The sequence below is a fragment of the Dactylosporangium darangshiense genome (genome assembly GCF_039537565.1).
GTDB classification, from domain to species: Bacteria; Actinomycetota; Actinomycetes; order Mycobacteriales; family Micromonosporaceae; genus Dactylosporangium; species Dactylosporangium darangshiense.
Map to the genome: position 1 here is coordinate 14515 of NZ_BAABAT010000064.1, position 14168 is coordinate 28682.

The following is a 14168-nucleotide window of genomic DNA, read 5'->3' on the forward strand; positions in this document are numbered from 1 at the left end:
CCGACGGGTACGCAAGGAGGCGGACGATGATCCTGGGGAATCGCGTCTTCGCAAACCGTGTCGATGCGGGCCGGCAGCTTGCCGGCAAGCTCTCCTGGCTGCGCGGCCAGGACGTCGTGGTGCTGGGCCTGCCGCGCGGTGGCGTACCGGTCGCCTATCAGGTGGCTGCGGCACTCCGGGCCCCGCTCGATGTGATCATCGTGCGGAAGCTCGGCGTCCCCGAGCAGCCCGAGCTCGGCATGGGCGCGATCGGCGAGGACGGTGTCCGTGTCCTCAACCCGCGAGTGATCCGCCACGCCGGCGTCCCCGCCGATGCGCTGGCGGCCGTCGAGGAGTCCGAACGGGCCGTGTTGGCCGGCCGCGCCCGGCTGCTGCGCGGGGACCGTGTTGCAGAGGACCTCCGTGGTCGCACCGCCGTCATCGTCGACGACGGCATCGCCACCGGCTCCACCGCGAAAGCCGCCTGCCAGGTGGCCCGAGCCCGCGGCGCATCCCGCGTGGTTCTGGCCGTGCCGGTGGCGCCGGCCGACCTGATCGAGCCGTTGCGCCGGGTGGCCGACGACGTGGTCTGCGTGCGAAACCTGCGCTGGTTGTGGGCGATCGGTCAGTGGTACGCCGACTTCACCCCCACGTCGGACGACGAGGTCCGCGAGCTGCTCGCGGGTGCCGCCCGTCGGGTGTCTGCCGAAGCGCCCGCCGCCGCCCAGCACGGCGGCGGGTTGCCCGGCCGCGACGAGGAGGTCGTGGTCGGCGCCGGGGACCTGAACCTCGCCGGGCACCTCACCCTTCCCTCGGACGCCAACGGGCTGGTGCTGTTCGCCCACGGCAGCGGCAGCAGCCGCCACAGTCCGCGCAACCGGTACGTGGCCTTGATCCTCAACCAGGTGGGCCTGGGTACCTTGCTGTTCGACCTGCTCACCTCGGACGAGGCAGCGAGCAGGGCCAACGTGTTCGACATCGAGCTGCTCGCCGAGCGGCTCGCCGGCGTCAGCGCCTGGGCCCACGATCAGCCGTGGGCCCGTGACCTGAACGTCGGGTGGTTCGGCGCCAGCACCGGCGCCGCAGCGGCCCTGTGGGCCGCGGGCGAGCCGCACGCCCGTGTCGCCGCGATCGTTTCCCGAGGCGGTCGCCCCGACCTGGCCGGAGCGCGGCTGCCCGCCGTCAAAGCACCCACGCTGCTCATTGTCGGCGGCCTGGACACCCAGGTGCTGGCACTGAACCGAGGCGCACAGAGCCAGTTGCGGTGCCCGAACGAACTCGTCGTGGTACCAGGTGCCACGCATCTGTTCGAAGAGCCCGGCACCCTGACCGCGGCCGCCCGCCACGCCCGGGAGTGGTTCACCGCCCACCTGCGCCACGGCGCCTACGCGGGCCGCCCACCCGCCTGACGGGCGACCGCGACATGGTCCTGGAAACACGAGCGGTGGATAGCGATGGAGATTGCCATGATCGCGGCCAAGCGCTGGACCGTCGACGTGTTCATAGACGAACACGACGGCCGGACGTACGCAGAAGCACGCCTGCACGCCGAGGACAGCGCACACCTCGTCGGCACCGCGGAGGCGCGGCTGCACCCGTCGGACAGGGATGTTCCGGAGATCGGTGACGAACTGGCTGTAGCGCGAGCCTTGTCCGACCTCGGCCACCAACTCCTGGTGACAGCGGCGGCCGACATCGAGGCCGTCTCCGACCGCTCGGTACACCTCAGCCGGTAGCGGGCATGCTCATTGCCGTCCAGGACAGGTGCCCGTCGTGGCCGTGGCGGCCGCCTGCGGGTTGTTCGCGATCCAGCCGGCGACCGTGTCCTTGACGACGGCGTCGTAGAGCGCCGCTGCCCGGGCCGGATCGGGTATCACGACGCTCTCCTTGTTCACCGTGGCACCTCCGCGGTTCGGGCTGACGAGCATGGTCAGGTCGCCGCTGCCGATGTTGCGCAGCGCCCACGCGGTGTCGGCGAGGGAGAAGTCCTTGTCGACGGTGATGGCCTTCGCCACCGACTTGAGGAACGCGTTGAGCTTGAGCGGGTTGCGCAGCGTGTCGGTGCTGATCGCCTTGTCCAGTAGCGCCTTGAGGAACTCCCGCTGGTGGCGCATCCGCGTGAAGTCGCTGTCAGGGAACTGTTTGCGCTGGCGTACGTAGTCCAGCGCGGCGGCGCCGTCGAGGTGGTTCACGCCCTGCGGGAAGTGCCGGTAGGGCTCGGCGATCGACGTGAAGGGGCAGTCGTTGTTCAGGTCGACACCGCCGAGCGCATCGGTCACCTGCTGGAATCCGGCGAAGTCGACCAGCACGACGTGGTCGATGCGCACCGACGTGTACGCCTCCACGGTGCGCACCGCGAGCTGCACGCCGCCCCACACGAACGCCGCATTGATCTTCGCGTCCTTGTTGCCCAGACGCGGATCGGTCGGGCTCGGTGGGATGTGCACGTACAGGTCGCGCGGCAACGAGATCAGGTACGCCTTGCCGTGCTCGGCGTCGACGTGCAGCAGGATGATCGCGTCCGTACGCCCGGTGCCCGCACCGGCTCTGCGGTCCGGGTCGTCAGGATCGCGCGAGTCGCTTCCCAGCAGCAGGAAGTTCTTGGCGCCGAACACCTCGACCGGCGGCCGGACCGCCTCCTGCTGCGCCTGCTGGGCGTCTGTCTTTCCGGTTGTACCGAAGGCATCGGTGCGTTGGATGCCCGAGTCGATGCTCCGGTAATACAGGTACGTTCCGCCGGCGCCGAGAACGAGGAGCAGGGCGACGGCCGAACCGATCACGATCGCCGTCAATCGCCGGCGGCTGCGCCGACTGGGCATCGCCGACCGCTGGGCGGGAACTTTGGCGCGGCCGGTGTAGTGGGTCTTCGGGCGTACGGAGCCGGCCATGGTGCTGCTGTCGTGGCGGAGCATGCTTTTCCTACCTGGTGGGGGCGTTTGTCTGGGCGCGGGGGCCAGATGCAGGACGAACCAGAGGCCGCGAGCCGCCCGGCGCGATGCGGTGTCGCCAGCCGCTATACGTCGAGCAGACCACCGCCGGCCGAGGCTGCGACCCACCCGCGCGGGATGAGCGCGACCGAAGGCATGCGCCCGCCGCAGGGCGAGGTTGCGTGTGTGTTGCGGTGGGACCTACGATTTCGGCATCAATCCCGGGCTGGTCCTTCCGCTGCCGTGGCGGCTCTCGATCGGCGAGGGTGCGTTCCAGCTCGGCGGCGATACGGTCATCGCGGCGCCACCGGCCCTCGCCGGGGTAGCGCAGTGGCTGCGCGGCGCGCTGTCGCCGGCCACCGGGCTGCCGCTGCCGGCCGGCCCGCCGGGACCGGACGCCATCACGCTCGACCTGTCCGACGCCGAGCCCGCCGAGGGGTACCGGCTGCGGGTCGAGTCCGACCGGGTGTCCATTGTGGGTGGTGACCCCGCGGGGGTCTTCTACGGCGCCGAGACGCTGCGGCAGCTGATGCCGTCGATGGTGTACCGGCGTGCCGCCGTCGCCGGTGGGCGGTGGCTCGTCCCGTGCGCCGAGATCTGCGACGCGCCGCGGTTCGGCTGGCGCGGCGCCATGCTGGACGTGGCCCGGCACTTCCTGCCCAAGGGCCGACGTGCTGCGCTTCATCGACCTGCTCGCGGTACACAAGCTCAACGTGCTGCACCTGCACCTCACCGACGACCAGGGCTGGCGGCTGGAGATCCGGCGGTACCCCGAGTTGACCCGCGTCGGCGCCTGGCGCCGCGAGTCGATGGTCGGCTCCCGGCAGCACCGCCGCTTCGACGGCCGGCCGCACGGCGGCTACTACACGCAGGACGACATCCGGGAGATCGTCGCGTATGCGGCGGAGCGGTTCGTCACCGTCGTTCCGGAGATCGACATCCCGGGGCACTCGCAGGCGGCCATCGCGGCGTACCCCTCGCTGGGCAACGCCGCCGGGCCCGTCGAGGTGTCCACCAGCTGGGGTATCTCCAGCCGGGTCCTCAACGTCGCCGACACGACGCTCGACTTCTACCGGCGCGTCTTCGACGAGGTGCTCGAGCTGTTTCCCGGCCCGTACATCGGCATCGGCGGTGACGAGTGCCCGAAGGAAGAGTGGCGGGCGAGCCCGCACGCGCAGCTCAGCGGTGCGGAGCGGGACCGGGTGCTCGGCGCGCAGTGCAACATCTGGACCGAGCACCTGCCGTCGGCGCGAGCCGTCGACTACGCGGCTTTTCCGCGGCTGTGTGCGTTCGCCGAGACCGTGTGGTCGGCGCCCGAGCGGGACCTGGCCGCCTTCCGGCACCGGCTGGCCACGCACCTGGGCCGGCTGGACGCGCTCGGTGTGGAGTACCGGCCGGATGCCGGCCCGCTGCCCTGGCAGACCCGCCCCGACGCGCAGGGCTGGCCCAAGGACCGCGCGGCCCGCGACGCGGAGCTCGCGGTCATGACCGCCCGCATCGTCGGCTGAGGGCTGATGTGGGTTGTCGGTACGAGCCGCATCGTTCCAGACCTGGACGGTGGCTCTGACTGGGGGCGGTCGGTGACCGAGGGGCCGGCCGAGGTGGTCATCCGGACTCCTGACCAGCGTCTGCGGGTGTTCGTAAGCTCCACGCTGGGCGAGTTGGCGGATGAGCGGCGAGCTGTCGCGCGGGCGATCTCGGCGCTTCGGCTCACGCCGGTGATGTTCGAGTTGGGGGCGCGGCCGCACCCGCCGCGGGATCTGTATCGGGCGTACCTGGCGCAAAGCGACGTGTTCATCGGGCTGTACTGGCAGGGCTACGGGTGGATCGGCCCGGGCATGCAGACCTCGGGCCTGGAGGAGGAGCTCGAGCTGTCGCGGGGGTTGCCGCGCCTGCTCTACGTCAAGGCGCCGGCGCCCGACCGGGAGCCGCGCCTCACCGAGCTGCTCGCCCGGATCAGGCAGGACGCATCGGATTCGTACCGTGCCTTCCGCACGCCCGGTGAGCTGGGCCGGCTGGTGCGCGACGACCTGGCGACGCTGCTGAGCGAGCGGTTCGCCGCCACCGGCCCGGCGGCGGTTGGTTCGGTGCCGGCGGCCCATCGGATGCCGGCGGCACGGCACGGCCCGCGCCCGCTGCCGGTGGGCACGACGTCGCTGATCGGACGGGAGCAGGCCATCGACGAGGTCGCCGATCTCTTCGGGCGGCCCGACGGGCGGCTGGTGACGCTGACCGGGCCGGGTGGGGTCGGTAAGACCCGGCTGGCGACGGCCGTGGGCGAGCGACTGCGGGACCGCTTCGGTGCCGCGGTGGCGTTTGTCCCGCTGACCGGGGTCACCCAGCCCGAGCTGGTCCTGTCCGCCATCGCCAGGGCGGCGGACGCCGACCTGGCCGGGGTGGGCGCGCCGCTGGAGGCCCTGGTCGAACACTTCGGCGGCGACCGGTGGCTGCTCGTCCTGGACAACCTGGAGCAGGCGGTCGAGGTCGCCGGCGATCTGGACGAGCTGCTGGCGCGCTGTCCAGGGGTGGGCGATCCTGGGCACCAGCCGGGTGGTGCTGGGGCTGCGGCCCGAGCGGGAGTACCCGGTCGCGCCGCTGCCGCTGCCCGCGGACCCGACCGGCGTGCCGGTGGGGGAGCTGGCGGCTTCGCCGGCGGTGGCGCTGTTCATCGACCGTGCCCGGGCGGTGCGCCACGACTTCGCCCTCACCGGGGGCAACGCCGCGGCGGTGGTGGGGATCTGCCGGCGGCTGGACGGGCTGCCGCTGGCGATCGAGCTGGCCGCCGCCCGGATCCGGCTGCTCGATCCCGATGCGCTGCTGCGCCGGCTCGTGGACTCGCTGGACGCGCTGGGGACGGGAACGGTGGACCTGCCCGAGCGGCAGCGCACCCTGCGGGCCACGGTGGCGTGGAGCGTCGGCCTGCTCGACGACGCCGAGCGGTCGCTGCTGGAGGTCGCGGCGGTGTTCGAGGACGGCTGGACCGTCGACGCTGCCGCACAGGTCGCCGGCCTGGACGGGGACCGGGCGCTGGAGCTGTTCGAGGCGCTGGCCCGCCAGAGCCTCGTCTCCCTCGACAACACCGACCATGGCCCCCGCCTGCGGATGCTGGAGACCGTACGCGCGTTCATCGCCGGGCGGCTGGCGGCCCGGCCCGACCTCGCGCTGATCCAGCGCCGCCGGTCCGACTACTACCGGGCGCTGACCGAGCAGGCGGACCGGCCGCTGCGCGGTGCCGGGCACAGCGAGTGGGCCGAGCGGCTGCAGACCGAGGAGGGCAACGTGGCCGCCACCGTGGAGTGGTACCTGGCCCACGACCGTGCGCCGCTGCCGCACCTGTTCCGCGTCCTGTGGCCGTTCTGGGAGCAGCGGGACCACCTGAGCAAGGCCCGCTGGGTCGAGGAACTCCTGCCCACCGCCGACTCCCTGGACCACCAGGCCCGGGCCGAGCTGTTGTGGACGGCCCTCGTCACCGCCAGCGACATGGGTGACGACCCGGCGGCGCTGGATGCCCGCCAGCGCCTGGAGCCGCTGCTGGCGGGTATCCAGGACCCGTACCTGCAGGCGGTGTCCCAGCTTGCCATGGTGTGGACGGCGCCGATCGTCGGCGACCTGGACGGCGCCCTGCGACGTGTGTCGGCGAGCCTGGAGCAGCTCCGCGGCCAGGACGAGCCGTACTGGACGGCGGTCGCCGTCGCCAGCGCCGGCAACGTCGAGACGGCCGCGGGGCGCTACGACGAAGCCCTGCGCCGCCTGTCCGAGGCGCGTGAGCTGGCGGACCAGTTCGACAACGACTGGCTGGCCGCGTGGTTGCGGGTGCAGCTGGGCACCCTGGCCGTCGTACGCGGTCGACCGGACGAGGCCCGGGCGCTGCTGGACAAGGGGCTGGACCGCAGCTCGGCGGCCCACAGCACGCCACTGGTGTCCATGTGCCTGGTCGGGTTCGCCCGGCTGGCGTTGGCGGAAGGCGACCCCGAGCGGGCGGCGCGGCTGGCCGGGGCGGCCGACGGCCTGCGCCGGCGGGTCGGCCAGCGGGCGTGGCCGCTGGTGCGGCGCAGCGAGGCCGAGCTGGTGGACCAGGCCCGCCAAGCGGTCGGCGCGGACCGGTTCGACTACCTGTACGCCGCCGGATGCCGGCTCAACCAGCGGGAGGCGGTGGCCGCCGTGCGGGACCGGTCCGGCGCCGTCAGTCCATCGTGAGGCCGCCGTTGACCGGCGCGTACGTACCGGTCATGAAGCCGCTCTCGTCGCTTGCGTAGAAGGCGACGACCCCGGCCACATCCTCCGGCTGGGCGATCCGCCCCAGTGGGGTCGCCGCGACCGTCCGGGCCCTGACCTGCGGGGACAGCGTCCCGGCGACCTCGGTGTCCACCATGCCCGGTGAGACCACATTGACGGTGATGCCGAACGGGCCCAGCTCCTGGGCCACGTAGCGGGCGAACTGCACCAGCGCCGCCTTGGACGCGCCGAGCGCGATCATCTCCTCCCGCGGCTGCCGAGCCAGGTTGGTCGCGACGTGCACGATCCGGCCGTAACCCTGGTCGACCATTGCCGGTACCACGGCCTTGGTGAGCGTGAAGGCGACCAGCATCTCGTCGCGGAGCTTGCCGCCGAACTCCTCCCAGGTCATGTCCTGGAAGGGCTTGATGGCAAACGGGACCAGCACGGTGTTGACCAGCACGTCGATCGTGCCCCAGCGCGCGGACACCGCCCTGACCAACTGGTCTACCTCATGGGGGTCGCGCGCATCGGCCCGCATCGCTATGGCCTCGCCGCCGGCGGCGCGGATCGCCTCGACCACCGCGTCCGCGTCCGCGTCGTTGGACCGGTAGTTCACCACCACCCGCATGCCCAGCGACGCCAGCAGCCGTGAGGTGGCCGCGCCGATGCCGCGGCTACCCCCGGCGACCAGGACGACCCTCCCAGAAAGTCCGGTCATCTCAGTCCTGTACCCGCCCCGGAGACGGGCACGCTCTCGGCCGGCCGCTGGGTTGGTCGAGCAGCGGGGTGCCGGGCTAATCATCGGGTGGCTGCGCCATCCAGCACACAGCAGGCCGCAGCGGCGGCACGATGAGGGCATGGAGGAATATCGGGAGATCGTGTCGGACATTGTCACGACGGCTGGCGGAGCACAGGCGTGGATCGAGATGAACCTCTCCGGATACCTCACGAAACGCTGCACCGGATGCGGCGCCGACGAGGACGCGGATGGGATCGCCCCCGCGCTGCAGTGGCTGACCGATCACGCTGCCACCTGCACCCGCCACTAGGCACTGCAGCGTCAGCTACTTGCCGCACCGTCGGTGTAGAAACCGGCGCCGGCCGGCGCGGACGGCAGGCCGGCGACCTCGACGTCGACCGCGAAGAGCGCCCCGTCGAGCGGGCCGGCCGGCGCGAGCGCATACCGGGCGGTGGTGATGAACAGCCGGCGCAGTCCGGGCCCGCCGAGGCAGACGCTGGTCGGCTGCGCCGCGGGCAGGCGGATCTCCCGGTCCAGCGCGCCGTCCGGGCGGTATCGGCGGACAGCCGAGCCGCCCCACAGCGCCACCCACAGGTGACCTCCTGCGTCAACCGTCATCCCGTCCGGCGCGCCCTGCCCGGGCGCCAGTCGCAGGAACGGCTCCCGTCCGCTCAGCGCACCGGTGCGTGGGTCGACGGTGAACCGGTCGACCCACCCGCGGGGGGTGTCGGCCAGGTACATCGTGGTGCCGGCGGCGTCGAACGCCGGACCGTTCGCGATGGTGAGCCCGGTGACCGCCGGGACCGGCGGCGCACCCGGCTCGATCCGGAAGAGCGTGCTGCTGCCGGGGATGCCGGCGTAGGTCATCGTGGTGGCCCAGAACCGGCCGTGTGGGTCGGCCACCGCGTCGTTCACCCTGGCCGGTTCGGGACCGTCGCCGGCCAGGTCCGCGATCGGCGTGCGGCGGCCGGACGCGTCCAGCAGCTCGACGCCGGTGCCCGCCGCCGCGAGCCAGTCGCCGGGCCGACCGGTGACCGGTCCCACCGCGCCAAGCGGAACGTCCAGCCGCTGCAACTCGCGCAGCGGGGCGGGTGCGTCGCCGGTCGTCTCCAGCAGCCGCCCGGCGAGGAGGTCGACCAGGACCAGCCGGTCGCCGGCCCACCGCGCTCCTTCGCCGAGCTCCAGCCGGTCGGCGCTCCACGGGGTCAGTTCCATCGCTCTCCTCCTGGCGGGTCAGCGCAGCGCCGTGCCCGGTTCGTGGTCCATCAGCGCGAGCTCGTCGCGCGTGGGCAGGCCCTCCCAGTCGCCGCGGGTGGCAACGGCGAACGCGCCGGTGGTGACCGCCCGGTCGAGCCGGGCCGGCACGTCGGCACCGTCGAGCAGGGCGGACAGCAGCCCGGCGACGAATGCGTCACCGGCGCCGACGGTGTCCACGACCGGCACCTGCCGGGCTGCCCGGTGCACGACGCCCAGGTCGCTGTGGCTGGTCGCGCCGCCGGCGCCGTGCTTCACCACGACCTCGCCCACCCCGGCGTCACGCAGTGCGCGGACGCGGTCGGCGGCGTCGGTGAGCACCGCCAGTTCGTCGTCGGACGCGATCACCAGGTCGATCGAGGGCAGCAGCGGGCGCAGTGCGGCGGCGGCCTTGTCGACCGACCACAGCCGGTGCCGGTGGTTGACGTCGAGGCAGACACGGGTGCCTGCGGCCACGGCCCGCTCTACCGCGGTCCGCACCGCCTGGTACGGATCGGAGCCCAGCGCGCAGGTGATCCCGGTGACGTGCAGCAGCCGGGGTGGCGTCCCGAACGCCGGCCCCACGTCGGACGATGCGAGCCCGGAGCCGGCCGATCCGGCCCGGTGGTACGTGACCCGGCTGATGTCGCCCACCCGGGACTCGAACAGGATCAGCCCGGTCGGGCGGTCCGGGTCGACCCGGGCCCAGGTCAGGCCGACGCCCTCGGCACGCAGGGTCCGGCGGACCAGTTCGCCCGGTTCGTCGGCGCCGGTGACGCCGATCCATTCCACCTGGTGTCCGAGCCGGGAAAGCCCGATCGCCACCGTCGACTCGGCCCCGGCAACGGAGAGCTGGGCGGCGCCGCCGAGCCGAAGCGGGCCGGCGGTCCGGAAGGCCGCCATCGTCTCGCCCAGGGTGAGCACGTCCGTCATGCGCGCGCCCCGGCCGCCGCTTCGGTCCGGAAGGCGGCGGCGCGGTCGCGCAGGGCGCCGAGGTCTCCGCCGCGGACCGCGTCGCCGAGCAGCGGGGAGCCGACCCCGACCGCGGCGGCGCCGCGGCGCAGGTACTCCCGGGCGCCGTCCGCGTCGACGCCGCCGACCGGCACGAACGGGGTGCGGGGGAAGGGGTCCCGCAGCGCGGCCAGGTACTGCGGCCCGCCGAGCGAGGCGGGGAAGAGCTTGACCGCGGTGGCGCCGCCCGCCTGGGCCTGGACCACCTCGGTGGGAGTCAGCGCCCCGGCGAGCACGGGCAGCCCGAGCCGCGCCGCCTCGCCGAGGCTGGGCGCCAGTGCCGGGGTGACCAGGAACGTGGCGCCCGCGTCGGCGGCGGCCCGGGCGTCCTCGGCGGTGAGGACGGTGCCGGCGCCGAGCCCGAACCCGGGGCCGAGCGCGGCGCGGGCCCGGCGGATCGTGCCGAGGGCGTCGGCGCCGGTCAGCGACACCTCGATGAGTGCGATGCCGCTTTCGGCCAGTACCAGCACCGCGGCGAGGGCCGCTTCCGGGTCCGGGCCGCGCACGATCGCCAGCAGGCGATGGGTGTGCAGTGCTTCGAGCAGGTTCACCGGGTATCTCCCTCGGCGAGTCGGTGTGCGGAGACGGTCAGCCGCCAGGTGACCTCACCGGCGGCCGGGACCACGGCGGCGTCGTCCGGTCCGGCGTCGGCCAGGTCGAAGGCCGCGCCGAGCATGGGTTCGACCCCGATGCTGCGATACGGCTCCGGGGCGGGCCAGCCGCGGAGGTTGCGCCACAGGGCGGTGGAGCGGGGCTGGCCGGCGCACTCCAGTTCCAGGGTCAGCCGGTCGGCGCCGTCGGTCACCTCGGCCCGCGGGCAGTCCAGCAGCACCGCGCCGACGGCGGTGCCGTCGTCGGGGCCGAGGCGGTCCAGCCGCACCCCGGCCGGCGCCGGCCAGGGCCCTTCCGACGGTGGGTCGGGGTCAAGGTAGAGCCTGGTCCGGGTGCCGGCCGGGGCGTGCAGCCGGGCCGCCGGGGACAGGTCGAGGAGGGCGTGGGCGGCCCAGATGAACCGGTGGCCGGGCTCGGCGGCGAGCCGGTAGTCGGCCACCACGACCCCGGCGTGGTCGGTGATCCGGCGGGTCAGGACGAAGGAGGGCCGTTCGACGGCGATCGTGCCGGGTCCGGCGGCGCGCCACGGCCGGGACCAGACGTCGCCGTGGTCGGGCCGGCCGCGTACCGTCGGCAGGCACTCCTCCATGCCGCCGGCGTCGACGAACGGGTCACCGGGTCGCACGGCGTCGCGGGCCGGCTCGGGGCGGTGCCAAAGCCATTCCCGGCCGCCGCCGGACAGCGTCGTCCACCGCCCGCCGCGCGTCGCTGCGTACCCGACGACGAGCGGTACCGGGTAGCTCACCATTCTGCGAACGAGCCGTCGTCGTGGTGCCAGATCGGGTTGCGCCAGGCGTGCGGCGAGCGTGCGGCGGCCCGAACCACTGCCTCGTCGACGGTGACGCCGAGGCCGGGCGCATCGAGGCGGGCGATATGTCCGTCGACGTACCGCATCGGCTCGGGATCGACGAGGTAGTCGAGGAGCTCGGACCCCTGGTGGTAGTGGATGCCGATGCTCTGCTCCTGGATGAGGAAGTTCGGCGTCGCGAACGCCACCTGCAGGCTCGCGGCCAGCGCGATCGGGCCGAGCGGGCAGTGCGGCGCGAGCACGGCGCCGTAGGTCTCGGCGAGGGCGGCGATGCGCCGCACCTCGGAGATGCCGCCGGCGTGTGACAGATCGGGCTGCACTACCGCGACCCCGGCCTGCAGCGGCCCGAGGAACTCGGAGCGGCCGTAGAGCCGCTCGCCGGTGGCGATCGGCACCGGGGAGCAGGTGACGATGTCGTGCAGGTGGTGGACCTGGTCGGGCAGGACCGGCTCCTCGACGAAGAACGGCCGCAGCGGGGCGAGCTCGGGCAGGATGCGGCGCACCGCGGCGGCGCCGGCCCGGCCGTGGAAGTCCAGGGCGATGTCGCGCTCGTCGCCGAGGGCCTCGCGGGCCGCGGCGACCCGCCGGACGATCGCGTCGACCTCGGCCGCGGTGGGGATCGGGGAGAGCCGGCCGGACGCGTTCACCTTGACCGCGGTGAACCCGGCGGCGGCCTGCTCGGCGGCGGCCTCGGCGATCTCGCCGGGCTCGTCGCCGCCGATCCAGGAATAGACCCGGACCCGGTCGCGGACCGGGCCGCCGAGCAGGGCGTGGACCGGAACGCCGTAGGCCTGGCCGGCGATGTCCCACAGGGCCTGGTCGAGCCCGGCGACGGCGCTGGAGAGCACCGGGCCGCCGCGGTAGAAGCCGCCCTTGGTGAGGATCTGCCAGTGCTGCTCGATCCGCAGCGGGTCCTGCCCGAGGAGATATTCGGCGAGGACCTCGACGGCGCTGCGCACCACCTCGGCGCGGCCCTCGACGAGGGGCTCGCCCCACCCGACGATCCCCTCGTCGGTCTCCACGCGGCAGAACAGCCAACGGGGCGGGACGAGGAACGTCTCGATGCGGTCGATCTTCACCGGTGGCCCTTCTGTGCACGGATCTTTTCGACGTCGCGGACGGCCTTGGCGAGCAGTCCGCGCATCGCGGCCTCGGCGGCCGACTCGTTGCGCGAGCGGATCGCGTCGACCACCGCGCGGTGGCTGGGGACGGGGTCGTCGTGCGCGCCGCCGTGGACGAGCCGGTCGCGCTCGGCGAGGCCGGTCTCCATGACCACCTCCATGCGCACCAGCAGCTCGTTGTGGGTGGCATTGAGCAGCGCGCGGTGGAAGGTGAGGTCGGCGGCGACGGACGCGGCGGGGTTGCCGCGGGCCTCGTTCATGTCCTCCAGGGCCTGCTCCAGGGCGCTGAAGTCCTCGTCGACGGCCCTGATCGCGGCGAGGCGGGCGGCGGCCGGCTCGATGATGCTGCGGACCTCGTGCAGCTTGTCGAGCAGCCGCGGGTCTGCGCCCTCCTCGAACTGCCACCGGATCACGTCGCCGTCGAGCAGGTGCCAGTCGGCCCTCGGCCGCACGAACGTGCCGCGCTTCTGCCGGGCGTCGACCATGCCCTTCGCCGAGAGCACCTTGAGGGCCTCCCGCAGCACGGTGAGGCTCACGTCGAGCTCCTCCTGGATTGCGCCGAGATTCAGCGTCTCACCTTCGGCGATGTCCCCGGCCAGGATGCGGCGGGCGATCACCTCGACGGTCTGCCCGTGCACGCCGCGGCCCGCGTAGTTAGCCAATGCTTGTCGCACCCTCTCGATCGTCGCTGTCGATCCGTCACGCTGACGTTTTCATCGCGGTCCAGCCGCCGTCCACCACCAAGCTCGCGCCGGTGACGTAGGCGGCGTCCGGCGAGGCGAGGAAGGCCACGGTGGCCGCCACCTCGTCCGGGCTGCCGAACCGCTTCGCGACCGTCTCGGCGACACTGCGGCGACGGTCCTCCTCGGAGATGCCGTCCCAGGCTCCGGTGAGGATCGGCCCGGGCAGGACGGTGTTGACCCGGACCTCCGGGCCGTATTCGACGGCGAGCTGTCGGCCGAGCGCGACGAGGCCGCCCTTGGCGGCGGCATAGGCGGGCCGTCCGGGCAGGCCGACCAGCGCGTGCACCGACGACACCAGGACGACCGCACCGTGGCGGTCGCGGAGGTCGTCGAGGCAGGCCCTGAGGCCGAGGAACGCGCCGGTCAGGCTGACCGCGAGCTGATGGTCCCAGGACGCACGGCTGGTGCGGTGGGCCGGTGCGACCTCCACGGCATAGGCATTGCTGACCAGGATGTCGACCGGGCCGAGACCCTGGCGGACCGCGGCGACCGCGGCCGCCCAGTCATCCTCTTCAGCGACGTCGGCCACTACGGACAGTGCGCGCTCGCCTGCGGCGGTCAGCTCGTCGGCGAGCGGGCCGGGATCGCGGACGTCCATGAGCGCAACGGCAGCGCCCTCGGCCGCGAGCCGGCGCGCGGTCGCCGCCCCGATGCCTCCTGTCGCACCTGTCACCAGCGCTGTTCTGCCTTCCAGCCGCCGCATATGCTGACCCGTCTGCCCACCGCGGTCCCGCGGATTAACCATTAATTACGAATACATCTTGACAGCAATCGAGC

The 14168-nt window shown here is 73.3% G+C and carries 13 protein-coding genes and 3 pseudogenes; 7 read left to right on the forward strand and 9 right to left on the reverse strand.

Annotated features, from left to right (window positions below; all coding sequences use genetic code 11):
- Nucleotides 1-26 precede the first annotated feature (26 nt).
- Both ABD901_RS52820 and ABD901_RS52825 read left to right on the forward strand, forming a co-directional pair.
- Nucleotides 27-671, forward strand: a pseudogene (locus ABD901_RS52820) (phosphoribosyltransferase); the annotation flags it as partial.
- A 762-nt stretch (nucleotides 672-1433) separates the two neighbouring features.
- A complete protein-coding gene (locus ABD901_RS52825; protein ID WP_345142249.1) occupies nucleotides 1434-1715 on the forward strand; it encodes a DUF1876 domain-containing protein in 282 nt (93 codons plus the stop codon).
- 9 nt (nucleotides 1716-1724) lie between these two features.
- Here ABD901_RS52825 and ABD901_RS52830 read toward each other — a convergent pair whose 3' ends face one another.
- Nucleotides 1725-2891, reverse strand: a complete 1167-nt coding sequence (locus ABD901_RS52830; protein WP_345142251.1) for an LCP family protein — start codon at nucleotides 2889-2891, stop codon at nucleotides 1725-1727.
- A 199-nt stretch (nucleotides 2892-3090) separates the two neighbouring features.
- On the opposite strand from ABD901_RS52830, the pseudogene ABD901_RS52835 reads away from it, so the two are divergent.
- The 4 genes and pseudogenes from ABD901_RS52835 to ABD901_RS52845 form a co-directional block, all read left to right on the forward strand.
- A pseudogene (locus tag ABD901_RS52835) lies at nucleotides 3091-3453 on the forward strand (glycoside hydrolase family 20 zincin-like fold domain-containing protein); the annotation flags it as partial.
- A gap of 124 nt (nucleotides 3454-3577) precedes the next feature.
- Nucleotides 3578-4414, forward strand: a complete 837-nt coding sequence (locus tag ABD901_RS52840) for a beta-N-acetylhexosaminidase (RefSeq protein ID WP_345142254.1) — start codon at nucleotides 3578-3580, stop codon at nucleotides 4412-4414.
- 6 nt (nucleotides 4415-4420) lie between these two features.
- A pseudogene (locus tag ABD901_RS59355) lies at nucleotides 4421-5392 on the forward strand (DUF4062 domain-containing protein); the annotation flags it as partial.
- A gap of 67 nt (nucleotides 5393-5459) precedes the next feature.
- The gene (locus ABD901_RS52845; protein ID WP_345142257.1) at nucleotides 5460-7103 is read left to right on the forward strand and encodes an ATP-binding protein; all 1644 of its coding nucleotides are present in this window, start codon (nucleotides 5460-5462) and stop codon (nucleotides 7101-7103) included.
- On the opposite strand, the gene ABD901_RS52850 is transcribed toward ABD901_RS52845, so the two are convergent.
- Complete coding sequence (locus ABD901_RS52850) at nucleotides 7090-7842, reverse strand: SDR family NAD(P)-dependent oxidoreductase (RefSeq protein WP_345142260.1); 753 nt, start codon at nucleotides 7840-7842, stop codon at nucleotides 7090-7092. The genes ABD901_RS52845 and ABD901_RS52850 overlap by 14 nt on opposite strands.
- 139 nt (nucleotides 7843-7981) lie before the next feature.
- Between ABD901_RS52850 and ABD901_RS52855 the strand changes: the two genes are divergently transcribed.
- Complete coding sequence (locus ABD901_RS52855) at nucleotides 7982-8173, forward strand: hypothetical protein (RefSeq protein ID WP_345142262.1); 192 nt, start codon at nucleotides 7982-7984, stop codon at nucleotides 8171-8173.
- Between the two features lie 11 nt (nucleotides 8174-8184).
- On the opposite strand, the gene ABD901_RS52860 is transcribed toward ABD901_RS52855, so the two are convergent.
- The 7 genes from ABD901_RS52860 to ABD901_RS52890 are packed head-to-tail and all read right to left on the reverse strand — an operon-like array spanning nucleotide 8185 to nucleotide 14064.
- The gene (locus ABD901_RS52860; protein ID WP_345142265.1) at nucleotides 8185-9078 is read right to left on the reverse strand and encodes an SMP-30/gluconolactonase/LRE family protein; all 894 of its coding nucleotides are present in this window, start codon (nucleotides 9076-9078) and stop codon (nucleotides 8185-8187) included.
- An 18-nt stretch (nucleotides 9079-9096) separates the two neighbouring features.
- A complete protein-coding gene (locus ABD901_RS52865; RefSeq protein ID WP_345142268.1) occupies nucleotides 9097-10029 on the reverse strand; it encodes a sugar kinase in 933 nt (310 codons plus the stop codon).
- Nucleotides 10026-10658, reverse strand: coding sequence for a bifunctional 4-hydroxy-2-oxoglutarate aldolase/2-dehydro-3-deoxy-phosphogluconate aldolase (locus tag ABD901_RS52870; RefSeq protein ID WP_345142272.1), 633 nt, complete (start codon nucleotides 10656-10658; stop codon nucleotides 10026-10028). The genes ABD901_RS52865 and ABD901_RS52870 overlap by 4 nt, the downstream gene beginning before the upstream one ends.
- Nucleotides 10655-11467, reverse strand: a complete 813-nt coding sequence (locus ABD901_RS52875) for a hypothetical protein (RefSeq protein WP_345142275.1) — start codon at nucleotides 11465-11467, stop codon at nucleotides 10655-10657. The genes ABD901_RS52870 and ABD901_RS52875 overlap by 4 nt, the downstream gene beginning before the upstream one ends.
- Complete coding sequence (dgoD, locus tag ABD901_RS52880; protein ID WP_345142278.1) at nucleotides 11461-12606, reverse strand: galactonate dehydratase; 1146 nt, start codon at nucleotides 12604-12606, stop codon at nucleotides 11461-11463. The genes ABD901_RS52875 and dgoD overlap by 7 nt, the downstream gene beginning before the upstream one ends.
- A complete protein-coding gene (locus ABD901_RS52885) occupies nucleotides 12603-13322 on the reverse strand; it encodes a FadR/GntR family transcriptional regulator (protein WP_345142281.1) in 720 nt (239 codons plus the stop codon). Before ABD901_RS52885 ends, dgoD begins: the two co-directional genes overlap by 4 nt.
- Nucleotides 13323-13347: 25 nt before the next feature.
- A complete protein-coding gene (locus ABD901_RS52890) occupies nucleotides 13348-14064 on the reverse strand; it encodes an SDR family NAD(P)-dependent oxidoreductase (RefSeq protein ID WP_345142286.1) in 717 nt (238 codons plus the stop codon).
- Between the last annotated feature and the right edge of the window lie 104 nt (nucleotides 14065-14168).